Annotated in this window: 16 protein-coding genes and 1 pseudogene; 9 read left to right on the top strand and 8 right to left on the bottom strand. The window is 69.0% G+C overall.

All coding sequences use genetic code 11. The features are described 5' to 3' along the window. Nucleotides 1–39: 39 nt before the first annotated feature. Entirely contained in the window at nt 40–726 is a 687-nt protein-coding gene (locus ABZS61_RS30895; protein ID WP_356428498.1) for a DUF305 domain-containing protein, read from the bottom strand. Between the two features lie 157 nt (nt 727–883). Between ABZS61_RS30895 and ABZS61_RS30890 the strand changes: the two genes are divergently transcribed. Further along, nucleotides 884–2,374, top strand: a complete 1,491-nt coding sequence (locus tag ABZS61_RS30890) for a hypothetical protein (RefSeq protein ID WP_356428496.1) — start codon at nt 884–886, stop codon at nt 2,372–2,374. Nucleotides 2,375–2,593: 219 nt separating this feature from the next. Here the strand turns inward: ABZS61_RS30890 and ABZS61_RS30885 are convergent, their stop codons facing one another. The 5 genes from ABZS61_RS30885 to ABZS61_RS30865 form a co-directional block, all read right to left on the bottom strand. Then, the gene (locus ABZS61_RS30885) at nt 2,594–2,773 is read right to left on the bottom strand and encodes a hypothetical protein (protein WP_356428494.1); all 180 of its coding nucleotides are present in this window, start codon (nt 2,771–2,773) and stop codon (nt 2,594–2,596) included. Between the two features lie 78 nt (nt 2,774–2,851). Next, the gene (locus tag ABZS61_RS30880; RefSeq protein ID WP_356428492.1) at nt 2,852–3,577 is read right to left on the bottom strand and encodes an HAD-IA family hydrolase; all 726 of its coding nucleotides are present in this window, start codon (nt 3,575–3,577) and stop codon (nt 2,852–2,854) included. Between the two features lie 19 nt (nt 3,578–3,596). Next, nucleotides 3,597–4,289 (bottom strand): phosphatase PAP2 family protein, encoded by a 693-nt coding sequence (locus ABZS61_RS30875; protein ID WP_356428490.1) that lies wholly within the window; start codon nt 4,287–4,289, stop codon nt 3,597–3,599. Nucleotides 4,290–4,324: 35 nt separating this feature from the next. Next, the gene (locus tag ABZS61_RS30870; protein WP_356428488.1) at nt 4,325–5,260 is read right to left on the bottom strand and encodes a M48 family metalloprotease; all 936 of its coding nucleotides are present in this window, start codon (nt 5,258–5,260) and stop codon (nt 4,325–4,327) included. A gap of 87 nt (nt 5,261–5,347) precedes the next feature. Then, a complete protein-coding gene (locus ABZS61_RS30865) occupies nt 5,348–5,947 on the bottom strand; it encodes a DUF5134 domain-containing protein (protein ID WP_356428486.1) in 600 nt (199 codons plus the stop codon). A 177-nt stretch (nt 5,948–6,124) separates the two neighbouring features. Between ABZS61_RS30865 and ABZS61_RS30860 the strand changes: the two genes are divergently transcribed. Continuing rightward, nucleotides 6,125–6,673: a GNAT family N-acetyltransferase gene (locus ABZS61_RS30860; RefSeq protein WP_356428484.1), complete on the top strand. Its 549-nt coding sequence runs from the start codon at nt 6,125–6,127 to the stop codon at nt 6,671–6,673. 13 nt (nt 6,674–6,686) lie between these two features. On the opposite strand, the gene ABZS61_RS30855 is transcribed toward ABZS61_RS30860, so the two are convergent. Then, nucleotides 6,687–7,337, bottom strand: coding sequence for a glycerophosphodiester phosphodiesterase family protein (locus ABZS61_RS30855; protein WP_356428663.1), 651 nt, complete (start codon nt 7,335–7,337; stop codon nt 6,687–6,689). Nucleotides 7,338–7,615: 278 nt separating this feature from the next. Between ABZS61_RS30855 and ABZS61_RS30850 the strand changes: the two genes are divergently transcribed. The 4 genes from ABZS61_RS30850 to ABZS61_RS30835 all read left to right on the top strand — a co-directional run bounded on the left by ABZS61_RS30850 (nt 7,616) and on the right by ABZS61_RS30835 (nt 11,736). Further along, entirely contained in the window at nt 7,616–9,013 is a 1,398-nt protein-coding gene (locus tag ABZS61_RS30850; protein WP_356428481.1) for a DUF6421 family protein, read from the top strand. A 26-nt stretch (nt 9,014–9,039) separates the two neighbouring features. Continuing rightward, the gene (locus ABZS61_RS30845; protein WP_356428477.1) at nt 9,040–9,807 is read left to right on the top strand and encodes an SDR family oxidoreductase; all 768 of its coding nucleotides are present in this window, start codon (nt 9,040–9,042) and stop codon (nt 9,805–9,807) included. Continuing rightward, on the top strand, nt 9,786–10,865 hold the full coding sequence (locus ABZS61_RS30840; RefSeq protein WP_356428474.1) for a low specificity L-threonine aldolase: 1,080 nt from the start codon (nt 9,786–9,788) through the stop codon (nt 10,863–10,865). The genes ABZS61_RS30845 and ABZS61_RS30840 overlap by 22 nt, the downstream gene beginning before the upstream one ends. Nucleotides 10,866–11,043: 178 nt before the next feature. After that, on the top strand, nt 11,044–11,736 hold the full coding sequence (locus ABZS61_RS30835) for a phenylalanine--tRNA ligase beta subunit-related protein (RefSeq protein ID WP_356428471.1): 693 nt from the start codon (nt 11,044–11,046) through the stop codon (nt 11,734–11,736). 22 nt (nt 11,737–11,758) lie between these two features. On the opposite strand, the gene ABZS61_RS30830 is transcribed toward ABZS61_RS30835, so the two are convergent. Continuing rightward, on the bottom strand, nt 11,759–12,481 hold the full coding sequence (locus ABZS61_RS30830; protein ID WP_356428468.1) for a lysophospholipid acyltransferase family protein: 723 nt from the start codon (nt 12,479–12,481) through the stop codon (nt 11,759–11,761). 220 nt (nt 12,482–12,701) lie between these two features. Between ABZS61_RS30830 and ABZS61_RS30825 the strand changes: the two genes are divergently transcribed. The 3 genes and pseudogenes from ABZS61_RS30825 to ABZS61_RS30815 form a co-directional block, all read left to right on the top strand. Continuing rightward, entirely contained in the window at nt 12,702–13,028 is a 327-nt protein-coding gene (locus ABZS61_RS30825) for a thioredoxin family protein (protein ID WP_356428465.1), read from the top strand. A 196-nt stretch (nt 13,029–13,224) separates the two neighbouring features. Continuing rightward, nucleotides 13,225–13,731, top strand: coding sequence for a flavin reductase family protein (locus ABZS61_RS30820; RefSeq protein WP_356428462.1), 507 nt, complete (start codon nt 13,225–13,227; stop codon nt 13,729–13,731). Nucleotides 13,732–13,932: 201 nt separating this feature from the next. After that, nucleotides 13,933–14,014 (top strand): annotated as a pseudogene (locus ABZS61_RS30815) (electron transfer flavoprotein subunit beta); the annotation flags it as partial.

The following is a 14,014-nucleotide window of genomic DNA, read 5'->3' as shown; positions in this document are numbered from 1 at the left end:
CGGGGGAGAGGCACGCGGGGTCCGGTTTGCCCGGGGCCGTCAGGTCATCAGCTTGCGCATCCGGTCGATCTCCACGGTCTGCTGGGCGACGACATCGGTGGCCATCTCCTCGACGACGACGTTGTTGCCGTCGGCGAGAGCCTCCGTCGCCATCGTGATCGCACCCTGGTGGTGGGTGATCATCAGGTCGAGGAACAGCGCGTCGAAGGCCTTGCCCCGTGCCGCGCGCAGCTTCTCCAGCTGGTCGTCGGTCGCCATGCCGGGCATGGCGGAGTGATCGTGTGACTCGGTGCGCTTGTCTCCGCCGTTGTTTTTCAGCCAGCCTTCCATCGCGCCGATCTCAGGTTTCTGACCTGCCGATATGCGTTCGGCGAGCCGTTCGACAGATGGCGAGGCACCCCGTCCGGAGACCAGAGCGGTGAGGACCAGGGCCTGCTCGTGGTGCGCGATCATCAGCTCGGCATAGCGGAAGTCTGCGGAGTTGGGGGTGTCGTCCCCGGCGGCCTTCACCGCTTCCTCGGCGGACAGCGTCCGTGCAGGCTCGCCCGGCTTTCCGGGAGCCACTACCGAAAGCCCCTTGTCCGACGCGGAGTTCGTCTCCTTGTCATTGCTTCCGGAATCGCAGGCCCCCAGGGCGAGTACGGCGACCGCGAGCGTCGCCGCGAGAGCCGTTGCGCGTACGCGCGGGGTCCGACAGCGGATCAACACGGCGACCTCCTGTGCCACATGGGTGTGTTTGCAGACCGTCTCACACCTTCCACAGGGCAAAGATCAAAAACTTTCATTACGTCTCTGTTGCCATCTGTTGGTGTGTACACGCAAGGGACGATACTGCCAGGGTTCACGAACCGTTCAACCATGAACGGCCACAAGGGAGGACGCAGTGACCTCGTTGCACACCACCAGAGTGCGGCGCAGACGTCTGGGTGTGGCGGCAGCCGCGGCCGGACTGATCGCCACGCTGTTCACGGCCGGACCCGCGGCCGCGACACCCGACCCCGGTGACAAGGCTGCCACCGGCAGCGGTGTCTCCGTGAGCCAGCAGGCCGAAGCCAGGGCCGCGATCAAGAGCGGCGAGATACCCGGCGTGGACGAGATCGTCCACAGCGACAACATCACTCACGTCGTGAACGTCCCGAAGGACGCTCTGAAGGGCACGAACACGGACCTGGTCTTCCAGGGGAAGTACGCCTTCGCCGGCAACTACGACGGCTTCCGCATCTTCGACATCAGCAACCCGAAGAGCCCGAGGACCGTCGCGCAGGTCCTGTGCCCCGGTTCGCAGAACGACATCTCGGTCTCCGGGGACCTGCTCTTCCTGTCCACCGACTCCTCGCGCAGTGACAACTCGTGCGCCAGCACCACCCAGCCCGCCACGGAGAAGTCCTCGTGGGAGGGCATGAAGGTCTTCGACATCAGCGACAAGCGCAACCCGGAGTACGTCGCCGCAGTCGAGACCGCATGTGGTTCGCACACCCACACGATCGTCCCCGAGCGCAGGAACGTCTACGTGTACGTCTCCTCGTACTCGCCCAACGAGACGTTCCCGGACTGTCAGCCGCCGCACGACGGGATCTCCGTCATCAAGGTGCCGCGCAACGCTCCTGAGAAGTCCCGGATCGTCAACTTCCCGATCCTCTTCCCGGATGGCGGGAACCCGGGCGCTCCGGACAACCCGGGTGTCTCCAAGACCACCGGCTGCCACGACATCACCGTCCTTCCGTCGAAGGACCTGGCGGCCGGCGCCTGCATGGGGGACGGTCTGCTGTTCTCCATCGAGGACCCCGAGAACCCGAAGATCATCGACCGTGTACAGGACAACGTGAACTTCGCGTTCTGGCACTCGGCGACCTTCAACCAGGGGGCCGACAAGGTCGTCTTCACCGATGAGCTCGGCGGAGGCGGCGCGGCCACCTGCAACGACGAGGTCGGTCCGAACCGCGGAGCCGACGGCATCTACGACATCATCGGCAGGGGCGACCACCGCAAGCTGGTCTTCCGCAGCTACTTCAAGATCGACCGCCCGCAGGCCGAGACCGAGGTCTGTGTCGCCCACAACGGGTCGATCATCCCGGTCAAGGGCCGCGACCTGATGGTCCAGGCGTGGTACCAGGGTGGCGTCTCCGTATGGGACTTCACCAACTCGTCGAAGCCGAAGGAGATCGCGTTCTTCGAGCGCGGTCCCGTCTCGACCGCGGCGGTCACCACCGCCGGTCCCTGGTCGGCCTACTACTACAACGGCTACATCTACTCCAACGACATCGCCAAGGGCTTCGACGTGCTGAGGCTCGACGACCGGCGGACGGACCCGGCGAAGAAGGTGCGGATGCACGAGCTCAACGTGCAGACGCAGCCGGACTACTTCGACCGCTGACCCGGCCGTATCTCCCGCACGAAACGCTGGTGCCCCGCCGGGTGGCTCACACCCGGCGGGGCACACCCAATTCCATTGACCGACGAGCCACGCGGAGACATGCTGTACCCCTGGATCCGGCGACGCGGGGGATCGCCGGAATCAGAGGACCCAGCCATACCGCGGGAGCCGGACGGGCGCGGCGCCACAGACCCGGGGTCCGTGTCACACCGGACGCTCTCAGGCAGCCGCCCGCACGCTCGTACCCGCCGCTGCGGCCCATTCCACCAGCAGGCTCTGGTACTCCGTCTCGTCGTCCGGGGACAGCAGTCCGCCCGAGCGCTGCCACAGGTCACGAATCTCTTCGTTGACCACGGAGGCGGAACGCACGGAACCGGACGTGTTCGGATACGGGGACATGCGTCCAGGCTAAGGCCCCTGTCCGGCAATCAGCCCCATCGGCGACAGGACATCCCTCACACCTCCTCCCGGAAGCCTTCACGAAGCGTGCGGATCCGGTCGCCCGTCCGTGAGTGCCACCAGCCCGAGCGCACGGAGCCCGTCCGGCCGCTCCCGCACGGGGAGGTGCTCCACGAAACGCACGTCACAGCCCAGTGCCGCCGCGCCCCCGTCCGCGCGCCGGTCGTCGCCGACCATGACCACGTCCGACGGATCACGTCCCAGCAGCGTGCATGCGGTCCGGAACAGACGGGGATCCGGCTTCTGGATGCCGTGCTCGTAGGACAGGACGTACACGTCGACCAGCCCGTCCAGGCCGTGCGCCCGGAAGACGGGCCGCAGATCCCAGCCGATGTTGCTGACCACGCCGACCGCGATGCCGTTGTGCCGCAGCTCCCGGAGCACCTCCACCGCATCGGGGTAAGGGCGCCATGCCTCGGGCGCCATATGACGGTCGTACAACGCGTCGCACAGGCTGGGATCCGGGAGCTCGGCCCGGCGGGCCAGACCGGTGTACGCCTGCCTGTGCAGTTCCGCGCTCCTGTCACGATCGGTCCAGGCCGCCGTGAGGTGCGGCGGGATCCGCTGCGGATGAGGGCCGCCCGGCAGTGCCCCGGCAGCTGTCAGACGCTGTACGTACCGCTCGAAGTCGGCCCGTCCCACCCTCGTGCCCCGTGCGTCGAGGACGGCGCGCAGCCACGAGGCGACCGACTCGATACGGAAAAGGGTCCCGGAGAAGTCGAAGAGCACACCCTTGACGGCCATGGTCCTGATCCTCGCCGTCTCAGGGGCGGCGGGACAAGGCCGCGTCCCGGTCGATGTGTCGCCGGAGCGCCGTGTAACCGGTTGACGAGAACGCGACCACGGCGGCGCCCAGCAGCAGGCCGCCCAGGACATCGGTCAACCAGTGCACCCCCAGATAGAGCCGTGTGACAGCCACTCCCACCACGGAGACCCCCGACACCGTCAGTGCTGTACGCCACAGCCCCGGTCCCGCGCCGTGGAGGCGCAGCAGCCACAGCAGCAGTCCGCAGGTCACGACCGCCGTCATCGCGTGGCCCGACGGAAAGGCCGCGTAGTTCGCCGAATCCACCGGGTCGGGCCACTGGGGGCGCTCGCGGCCCAGGGCGGCCTTCAGCCCCTGCTGAACCGCGGTGGCGAGCGCACTTGTCGCGGCTACCCACACGGCGAGCAACCTCGCCCCGCGCCACCACAGGGCGACCACGGCGACAGCGATCAGAGCGCGCATCGTCCAGGGGTCCCATACCCAGTCCGTCAGCACCCGGTTGACCTGGACGAGCCCGGGCTCGGTCACCGCTCTGCGGTGCAGGGCATCGGCGAGCGTTCGGTCCAGTGACATCAGGGGCGACCAGCGCACCGCGACCAAGGTCAGCAGCACAGCGGCCAGGGCCGCGCAGATGACTCCGGTCGTCGGAAGGCCGGCTTCGGTGTGCGGGGGCCGGGAAGAGGAGCGCATGGGGTCGATCCTCGCGGACGTGGGGTGAAACCCACTCATCCCAGTGCGCTGAGTCCCGGAACGAAGGCCACCAACAGCGGTACGACCGGCACCAGGGCGGCAGCCGCGGTCAGCCGCAGCCGACGGCCCGCGGTGAGCCGCTCCACCGGGGCGAGCAACCGATTCACCCGCAGCGGCACTTGCGCGTCCGGGGTCGGGCACGGGCCGAACACTCCGCGGTCCTCGTTGAGTTCGACCAGGGCCAGGGCGATCGTGAGCCGCCCGAAGCGCCGGGACGCCACGTCGTCCGCAGCCAGTTCGACCAGCCGGTGCATCTCGTCACGGAACGCCGCGAACACCGGCACCTGCGGGAATCCGGTCGCCAGCGCGACCGAGCAGTGCAGGAGCCAGTCGTGGCGGGCCTGCGCGTGGCCCTGCTCATGAGCCAGTACGGCATCGAGCTGACGGCCTTTCAGCCGACCGAGAGCAGCCGTGGTGATGACCAGTTGAGGCGCCGCACCAGGCAGCCACCAGGCATCCGGACGCTCGCCCTCCAGCACCACCAGAGGGCCGCTGCCGGGCTCCTCGCCGGGCATCAGCGGGGAACGGACGAGCAGTTCGCTCCGGCGCCGCCTGCGCCGCTGCCGCGCCCGGTGGATCTCCCGTACGAGCATGGCCACGGTCCAGAGGCCGCCGAGCGCCAGCAGCACCGCGATGACGGCCGACCAGGGCCCGTAGGCGGCGAGCGCATAGGCCTCCACCACCGCGCGGGGGGCAGGCGCGAAGACCTGTCCGCGTACCGCCTGCCAGGCGGCGGCCGCACTGAGCGTCATGGAGAGCCCGAAGGAGAGCAGAACCCCGGCAACCACGCACTGCCAGACCCACAGCGCCACGACCGGCTCGCGCTCCGGCCACTGTGCCCGGGCCATCAGGCGCGGAGTCACGACGGCAGTCAGTGCACCGAGGGCCAGCAGCACGAGGGAGACCAGCATGGGCGTCACCCTACGAGGGCCTCGGTACCCGCGGATATGGCAGCGCACGCCAAGTGACGCACGACACGGCGCAACGGGCCCGCTGTCTCACAGGGTGAGCAGCATCGCGAACATGCCTATCCCCATGGTCAGCCTGCAGGCCAGAGCGAGCTCGGGGCGCGACGCCCGGCCGGGGCCCGCCGGACCGCCCGCCCCGCCCGGGCCGGCGGCCGCGGTCACCGGGATCAGCCGTCCCGCAGAACTCAGGACGTACAGGGCGTAGTACGCCAGCAGCACCCCGGTCAGCAGGGGTATGCCTCCGGCCGACGCCGCGGATCCGGTGGCTCCGTGATCCATATGCCCTCCGCGCACGCCCTGGCCCGCGCCTGGTGCCATCGCCACCGCCATGTAGACCATGGCGAGCGAACCGACCAGGTGGTGCAGATGGTGAGCGCGGTACGGGGCCGAGACGAGCACGCGCAGAGCCGCCCCGCCGAACAGCACCGCATACACCGCCCAGGTCCAGCCGGGCAGGGTGAACACGGCCGCGGGCACGGCCATGGCGGCCATGCCGAAACCCATCAGTCCCTCCGCGCGCGCCGTCCGGCGCTCCTCCCTCGTTCCGCTGCGCGTACGCAGCAGGCAGTACGCCCCCGTGGCCCCGCACAGCACCATCAACAGCCAGCCGGCCAGCGCCGGTCCGTGCACGGTGGACCTCCCCCTACGGTGAACGCCGGTGTCACCTACTCGTTGCCCAGCGCCGGGTCGTCCTACCGGGGCGCATTGGGGTACTGAGGGAGCGCGCCAGGGCCTGCAGGGGGCGGCCAACGGCCGGGTTAGTCTCGGACGGCACCGTCGCCAGCAGACAAACGGAGAAACGCCACCATGGACATCGCACCGTCCCCTGACCGGGCACAGCTGACCTTCCGCGACGCGACCGAGGACGATGTGCCGGCCCTCGTACAGCTCATCCAGTCCGCCTACCGCGGCGACTCGAGCCGGACCGGATGGACCACGGAGGCGGACATCCTCCAAGGGCAGCGGACCGACGCGGACGGGGTGCGCGAGGTGGTCACGGCGACCTCGGGGCGACTCCTGGTGGCCGAGCGGGACGGCGACCTCGTCGCCTGCTGCCAGCTCGAGCACCGGGGCAAGGCCGCCTACTTCGGCATGTTCGCTGTGAGGCCCGGCCTCCAGGGCGCCGGCCTCGGCAAGGTCATCATCGCCGAGGCGGAGCGCATGGTCCGCGAGAGCTGGGGTGTGACCGAGATGCACATGACGGTGATCTCGGTACGCGAGGAGCTGATCGCCTGGTACGAGCGCCGGGGCTACCGCCGTACGGGAGAGCTGACCCCCTTCCCGTACGGCGACGAGCGCTTCGGCATCCCGCAGCGCGACGACCTCGCGTTCGAGTTGCTCGTCAAGGAGCTGTAGACCTCTCCAGGGCTCAGGCGGTGAAGCGGCCCGCCCGGCGGATCTCCGGATAGTCGGTCGTCGCTCCGTCCAGGCCCAGGCCGCGCACCAGACGCAGATGGTCCTGGGTGTTCACCACCCAGCCGATCACCTTCAGACCCTCCGCGTGCGCCTGCTCGACGACCTCCAGCGTGGTGCGGCGGATGTTCAGGGCCAGCGTGGACGCGCCCACCGCGCGGGCGCGTCCGATCACGTCTCCACCCCAGTGGCTCGCGATGAGCACCGTCCGCACCGCCGGTACCAGCTGCGCGATCTCGGCGACCGCCTCGTCGTGGAACGACGACACCTCGACCCGGCCGACGAGATCGCGCCGCAGCATCACCTCGGCGAGCGCCCGCGCCGCGGCCGCGTCCTTGATCTCCGCCTGCAGGGGTGAGCCGACCGCGTCGAGCACCTCCTCGAAGACGGGTACCCGCTCACCCTGTCCGGCGTCGAGCTCGCGGAGCTCTGCCAGCGTCTTCTCGGCGATCAGCCCCCTGCCGTCCGTCGTGCGGTCCACCGCGGCGTCGTGCATGACGGCGAGGGCGCCGTCCTTGCTCAGGTGGAGATCCAGTTCGATGGCGTCCATGCCGGCCTGCTCCGCGTGCACGAAGGAGCGCAGCGTGTTCTCCGGCTCGACACCCATGACTCCGCGGTGACCGATGGTGAGAAAAGTCAAGGCAATCCCGCTTCCGTCCGTCGTCGGCCCCCGCGTGCTGCTCATACCCCAGGGAACCAGGTCTCGCGCGCAGGAAGGCGAATGTCCTGCCTGCCCGGCGGAAGAAGTTGTCCAGCGGATGTGTGGCAGGAAAAATAACGGTGATGATGAGGGATCGCAGGATAATTTTCTGGATCCGACTTGTTCGAAGTGGCCGCGCGTGGTTACCGTTGCTCCACGCGAGGTTCTTCTGTGAAGGAAGTGTTATGACGGAAATTCTTGAGCACGCCACCGCCACCGGTGCGATAGCTGCTGCCCCGCGGGTTGTCGAGCACCCGGCCTGGCCCGTGCTCAAGAGTGCCGTGGAAGAGATCCGCCCCTGGCAGTCGAAGGACGGCTCCATCGACTTCGCGGCCGCGGGAGCCCCCTCCACGGACGCGGCCGCCGCCACGCTGGAGCGCGTGATCACCGCGGTCGAGGAGCTCTCCCCCCTGCTCCCGTACGACGCCGCCTACCACCGCGCCCTCGTGCAGGACCTGCGCCGCTGGGCCGCCGACGGCTTCGGCGTTCCGGACTTCCTCGACTCGCTCCTCGCCTTCCAGCCCGCCAAGAACCGCGCCGACGGACTCCAGCACCTGGTCGTCTTCGCGATGTACACGCAGAACGGCAACCCGGACCGCAACCTCGAAGCGGTCGTGCTGCGCATGGTCTGGCCCGAGTGGCTCGCCGACCTCGAGGCCACCCGCTACGACAACCCGCTGTTCTGCGGCATCGCCTTCGAGGACTTCACCTCGGGTTACGACACCAACTCCGCCGTGCTCTTCCCCGAGACCATCGCCGTGCGCGAGGCGCCCGAGCGGTTCAGCTGGGGAGGCATCTTCTGTGACCGGGAGGCGGCCCGCTTCCGTCGCGTCACCGAGGCCTCCGTCGAGCTCCTGGGTGTCGAGCTGCCCGACGACATCCGCGAGATGCTCGGCGACCAGAAGCGCTGCGAGCAGGCATTCGTGCTCTGGGACATGGTCCACGACCGCACCCACAGCCACGGCGACCTGCCGTTCGACCCCTTCATGATCAAGCAGCGCCAGCCGTTCTGGATGTACGGGCTGGAGGAGCTGCGGTGCGACCTCACCGCCTTCAGGGAGGCGGTGAACCTGGAGGCCGACGGCTTCGGCCAGGGCCGGGACGTGCAGTTCGCGGTGCTGTTCGACCGGATGTTCCGCTTCCCCGTCACGGGCGAGCGTGTGCGCAACTACGACGGCCTCGGCGGCCAGCTCCTCTTCGCGTACCTCCACAAGCACGACGTGGTCCGCTGGACCGACAACACTCTGAAGATCGACTGGGCCCGCGCCCCGCAGGTCACCAACCAGCTCTGCGGTGAGATCGAAAAGCTCTACCGCGACGGCATCGACCGCCCCAAGCTGGTGCACTGGTTCGCCGCATACGACCTTGTCTCCACCTATCTCGCCCCGCACCCCGGCTCCCGCTGGGCCAAGGGTCCGGACGCCCTGGACCTGACCCAGCCGCCTCGGAAGCTCGTCGACGACGTGCTTCCGGACGAGTTTCCCCTGAGCATGTTCTATGAGGCGCTTTCCAAGAAGCTGAAGCACGTGATCGCCTCCACCAAGGGGATCACGGCGACGGATGCCGAGCGGGCAGCTGCGTGAACGCGCGTTCTGAGGAGTCGGTGGCCATGAACGGAACAGGCAAGAACGAGGGCAGCGGTGTGCTCGACGGCGCGGTGATCGCGGTGGCCGGAGCGGCGGGGGCCGCCGGCCGGGCCACACTGCTGAGGCTCGCCGAAGCGGGCGCGACGGTGGTGGCGTCCGACTCCCACCCGGAGCGGCTCGCCGAGGCGGTCGACGCCGCGCGGTACGCGCACGGTGGCGCGACCGTCACGGGAGACATCGTCGATCTGCTCGACGTGGCTGCCGCGCGCGAGTGGGTGGACAAGACGGAGAAGGAGTTCGGCCGGATCGACGGCCTCGTCCATCTCGTCGGGGGCTGGCGTGGTGGTGCCACCTTCGCCGAGACGTCTCTCGCCGACTGGGACTTCCTCGAGAAGCTGCTGATCCGCACGGTTCAGTCGACCTCTCTCGCGTTCCAGGACGTCCTGCAGCGCAGTGACCGCGGCCGGTACGTACTGGTCAGCGCTGCGGGAGCCAGCAAGCCCACGGAGGGCAACGCGGCCTACGCCGCCGCGAAGGCCGCGGCGGAGGCCTGGACGCTCGCTCTGGGCGACGCCTTCCGTAAGGCGGGGGGCGACGCCGGCCCGACCTCGGCTGCTGCGATCCTGGTCGTCAAGGCACTGGTGCACGACGCGATGCGCGCCGAGCGCCCGAATGCGAAATTTGCGGGCTTCACCGACGTCGAGGAGCTGGCCGATGCCATCGCCGGCGTCTGGGACATGCCCGCCGGAGAAGTGAACGGAAAGCGTCTGTGGCTGACCCCGCAACCGTAAGGACCGATGCGCGACGTCACCACGATCCGCAGATACGCGGTTTCGCCAGTGACAACTACGCGGGCGCGCACCCGGAGATCCTCGCCGCCCTCGCCCTCGCCAACGGCGGCCATCAGGTCGCCTACGGTGAGGACGACTACACCGGGCACCTCCAGCGGGTCATTCACAGCCACTTCGGCCCGACCGCCGAGGCGTTCCCGGTGTTCAACGGCACCGGAGCCAACGTGGTCGCGCTCCAGGCCATGACCGACCGCTGGGGCGCGGTGATCTGCGCCGAGTCCGCCCACATCAACGTGGACGAGGGCGGAGCGCCGGAGCGGATGGGCGGACTGAAGCTGCTCACCGTCCCGACCCCGGACGGCAAACTGACGCCGGAGCTCATCGACCGCCAGGCTTACGGCTGGGACGACGAGCACCGGGCGATGCCGCAGGTCGTGTCGATCACCCAGAACACCGAACTCGGTACGGTCTACACACCGGCCGAGATCCGGGCCATCTGCGATCACGCCCACGAGCGGGGCATGAAGGTCCACCTCGACGGAGCCCGGATAGCCAACGCCGCCGCGTCGCTGGACGTGCCGATGCGCACGTTCACCAACACGGTCGGCGTCGACGTCCTCTCCTTCGGGGGCACCAAGAACGGCGCTCTCTTCGGCGAGGCGGTCATCGTTCTGGACCCGGACTCCGTCCGGGCGATGAAGCACCTTCGCAAGCTGTCGATGCAGCTGGCCTCCAAGATGCGCTTCGTCTCCGTCCAGCTCGAGGCGCTGCTCGCCCGAGACCTCTGGCTGCGCAACGCCCGGCACTCCAACGCCATGGCTCAGCGCCTCGCCGAGGGGGTCCGCTCGGTGGACGGCGTGGAGATCCTCTATCCCGTCCAGGCCAACGCCGTCTTCGCCCGGCTGCCGCACGAGGTGAGCGAACGGCTGCAGAAGCGCTTCCGGTTCTACTTCTGGGACGAGAAGGCCGGAGACGTCCGCTGGATGTGTGCCTTCGACACCAGGGAAGAGGACGTCGACGCGTTCGTCCTCGCGCTCAAGGACGAGATGTCCACGTAGTCGCAGGGGATGCGGCCGACCGGAGTGCCACGGGCGCCCGGTCGGCCGCGTCGCTGTGTCCGGCGGGCGCACGCGGAAGTTCAGTGCAATGGACTGTCCAGTACGCTGTTCCGTACCGCGTGCGGTGGTTCCGGAACGCCCGGACGTGTGCCCGCAACGCGCCGGAGCGAGGCGGACGATGGCCCAGACGATCACGGTTACCGACGAAGTGCGCAGCCTGGCCCCGGGCTTCACCCATGTCGCCGTCGAGGCGCACGGTCTGGTCAACGGGCCCAGCAACGAGGACAGTTCGGCGCTGCTGGACGACGCGACCCGCAGGCTGGTCGAGCGGCTCGGCGGCCGGGCGCCGCATGAGGACCCGCACATCGCTGCCTGGCGCGAGACCTACACGGCCTTCGGCGCCAAGCCCTCACGCACCCGCAACTCCGCCGAGGCGCTGGCCAGGCGCGCGCTCACCGAGGCCGGACTGCCCCGGATCAATCTGCTGGTCGACCTCTACAACGCGATCAGCGTCGCCCACCTGATCCCTGTCGGCGGCGAGGACCTGGACCGCATCGGCGGTGCCATGCGGCTCGTGCGCGCCACGGGGTCGGAGCCCTTCCCCACCGTCGCCGGCGGCGAGGACGCCGTGGAGCACCCCGAGCCCGGCGAGGTGGTCTGGTGCGACGACGAGGCCGTCACCTGCCGCCGCTGGAACTGGCGTCAGGGCGTGCGCACACGGCTGACCGAGGAATCGGTGAACGCCCTCTTCCTGCTGGAAGGGCTCGCCCCCGTGACGCCCGGCGAGCTCGGGGCCGCAGCCACCGAACTCGCCGAGTCCCTCGAGAAACTGAGCCCCGGGGTACGCCTCACCCTCCACGAACCGGCGTGACGATTCGGTGCCGGCCGGCCCGTCAGCCGAGCTCGCGGACCTCGGCGGGCGTCGGAGCCGTACCGCCGAGGTGCGCCGGAACCCACCAGGTGTCGCTCGCGTCCTTGGGGCGCACCGGATAGGCGCGCTGCGCCGCTTCCAGGAGCTCCTGCACGCGCTCCCGCAGCCGGCGGGAGATCGCGCCCGCGTACTGGTCGGCGGGCGCCTCCACGGGCTCGCCCACCCGGATGGTGACCGGGATGTGGCTGCGCCGGAAGTTGCGCGGGCGGCCCTTGGTCCACAGCCGCTGCGTGCCCCACAGTGCCATCGGGATCAGCGGCACGCCGGCCTCCTGGGCCAGCCGCGCGGCACCCGACTTGAAGCTCTTCAGGGTGAAGGACTGGGAGATCGTCGCCTCGGGGAACACACCGACGATCTCGCCGGACCGCAGGGAGGCGAGCGCGTGCGCGTAGGCGTCCTCGCCCTGTTTGCGGTCGACGGGGATGTGCTTCATGCCGCGCATCAGCGGGCCGGAGACCTTGTGCCGGAAGACCGACTCCTTCGCCATGAAGCGGACGAGCCGCTTTTGCGGGAGGGCGCCGAGTCCGGTGAAGATGAAGTCCAGATAGCTGATGTGGTTGCTGACCAGTACGGCGCCACCGGTCTTCGGGATGTGCTCCGAACCCTGGGTGTCGATCTTCAGGTCGAGCGCCTTGAACAGCGTACGAGCGGCGCCGATGACCGGCCGATAGACGAGTTCTGCCATCTGGATGAAGACCCTTCTTCAGTGCCTGGGGTGGGTTCTCCCGGCGGAAGTTACGCAGCCGTAGGTAATCGGCATTGTGGCGATCGTGCCCCATGTGCGACGCCGTGGCCAGCCCCAAAGGGCCCGGCGCGCGAGATTCTCGTCACGTGAAACCTCCGGGAATGTTAGGAGGCCGTACGGTGCTGACCCTTTGCGCAGAGCTCTGAGAAGGAGGACGCGGATGGACGGGCAGACGGCTGCCGAGACCTTGGACGCTGCCCAACTCGGCGCGGAACTGGGGGATCGGGCGACTCTCGTGCAGTTCTCCAGCGCGTTCTGTCAGCCCTGCCGGGCCACTCGGCGCACGCTGGCCGAGGTGGCGGGGATGGTCGACGGCGTGGCGCACATCGAGATCGACGCCGAGGCGCATCTCACGCTCGTACGCAGACTCGGCGTCGATCGCACGCCCACCGTCCTGGTGCTCGACGCGGCGGGCAGGATCGTCCGCAGGGCTGCGGGGCAGCCGCGGACCGCCGACGTCGTCGCGGCTCTGGGGCGGGCGTTGTGACGGACCGTGACGCATCTCCCACATGGCGGGACGCACTTGACTGCACACGCCACGCATCGTCAGTCTGACGCTATGCCGCCAGCACTCCTTCTCTACGGCCGGGTCCACGTGGACCTCGTACGCCATGCCAGTGCGCGCTGTCCGGGTGCCTGAGAACCCACGGCCCCCGTACATCCCCTCGCAGAAGGACATTCCCATGACGGCCTCGCCCGATCTCGGCACCCCCCGGACGGCAACGCCCGATCTTCTCCGCTCGGTCTTCCGGCAGCACGCCGCCGGTGTCGCCGTGATCACCGCGGCCGGCGAGCGCCCGGTCGGCTTCACGGCCACCTCGCTCAACTCCGTTGCCGCCGAGCCGCCCCTCATCTCCTTCGGTGTGGGTACCGGGTCCTCCAGCTGGCCCGTGGTGGCCGAGGCCGAGCACATCGGCGTGCACATACTCGGCGAGGAACAGCGGGAACTGGCCGCCACGTTCGCGCGCAGCGGCGCCGACCGGTTCGGCCCGTCCACCGGCTGGCGCAGCGGGCCGGAAGGCGTGCCCCTGCTCGACGGTGTGGTCGCCTGGCTCGTGTGCCGAGTGGTGGCCCGGATCCCGGCCGGGGATCATCGCATTGTCATCGCTCAGGCGGTGCTCGGAGATCCCTCCGGAGGTGGCCGCCCGCTGGTCTACCACCAGGGCCGATTCACCGCTCTGCGAGACTGAGAACCCGCATGCGGCACATGAGCGGACCGCGTTGGCAACGTCACAGTTCCAAGCGCTTGCTTATGGGTAAACCAATGGGTGTACTGGCGAGTAATATTTTCACCGGAGCATCGGTCGCCCCGACCGGAAACCGCCCGATAAGGCGCCTATGCTGCGTGCAACAAGGCAGCCCAGAAAAGACGATGCAGTAGGAGAGCCGGCGTGAGCTTGAGGATCGTTGTCTGTGTGAAGTACGTGCCCGACGCCACCGGCGACCGGCACTTCGCCGATGACCTGACCCTGG

The organism is Streptomyces sp. NPDC005566 (genome assembly GCF_040605575.1).
Classification (GTDB): Bacteria; Actinomycetota; Actinomycetes; order Streptomycetales; family Streptomycetaceae; genus Streptomyces.
The sequence above is the reverse complement of the archived record's forward strand: the minus strand, read 5'-3'. Positions and strand labels throughout refer to the sequence as shown.

Bases quoted from the DNA above. Each gene is read 5' to 3' on its own strand.
- ABZS61_RS30885 (WP_356428494.1), bottom strand. From the start codon at position 2,773: ATGTCCCCGTATCCGAACACGTCCGGTTCCGTGCGTTCCGCCTCCGTG.
- ABZS61_RS30880 (WP_356428492.1), bottom strand. From the start codon at position 3,577: ATGGCCGTCAAGGGTGTGCTCTTCGACTTCTCCGGGACCCTTTTCCGT.
- ABZS61_RS30875 (WP_356428490.1), bottom strand. From the start codon at position 4,289: ATGCGCTCCTCTTCCCGGCCCCCGCACACCGAAGCCGGCCTTCCGACG.
- ABZS61_RS30870 (WP_356428488.1), bottom strand. From the start codon at position 5,260: ATGCTGGTCTCCCTCGTGCTGCTGGCCCTCGGTGCACTGACTGCCGTC.
- ABZS61_RS30860 (WP_356428484.1), top strand. From the start codon at position 6,125: ATGGACATCGCACCGTCCCCTGACCGGGCACAGCTGACCTTCCGCGAC.
- ABZS61_RS30855 (WP_356428663.1), bottom strand. From the start codon at position 7,337: ATGGGTGTCGAGCCGGAGAACACGCTGCGCTCCTTCGTGCACGCGGAG.
- ABZS61_RS30850 (WP_356428481.1), top strand. From the start codon at position 7,616: ATGACGGAAATTCTTGAGCACGCCACCGCCACCGGTGCGATAGCTGCT.
- ABZS61_RS30845 (WP_356428477.1), top strand. From the start codon at position 9,040: ATGAACGGAACAGGCAAGAACGAGGGCAGCGGTGTGCTCGACGGCGCG.
- ABZS61_RS30835 (WP_356428471.1), top strand. From the start codon at position 11,044: ATGGCCCAGACGATCACGGTTACCGACGAAGTGCGCAGCCTGGCCCCG.
- ABZS61_RS30830 (WP_356428468.1), bottom strand. From the start codon at position 12,481: ATGGCAGAACTCGTCTATCGGCCGGTCATCGGCGCCGCTCGTACGCTG.
- ABZS61_RS30825 (WP_356428465.1), top strand. From the start codon at position 12,702: ATGGACGGGCAGACGGCTGCCGAGACCTTGGACGCTGCCCAACTCGGC.
- ABZS61_RS30820 (WP_356428462.1), top strand. From the start codon at position 13,225: ATGACGGCCTCGCCCGATCTCGGCACCCCCCGGACGGCAACGCCCGAT.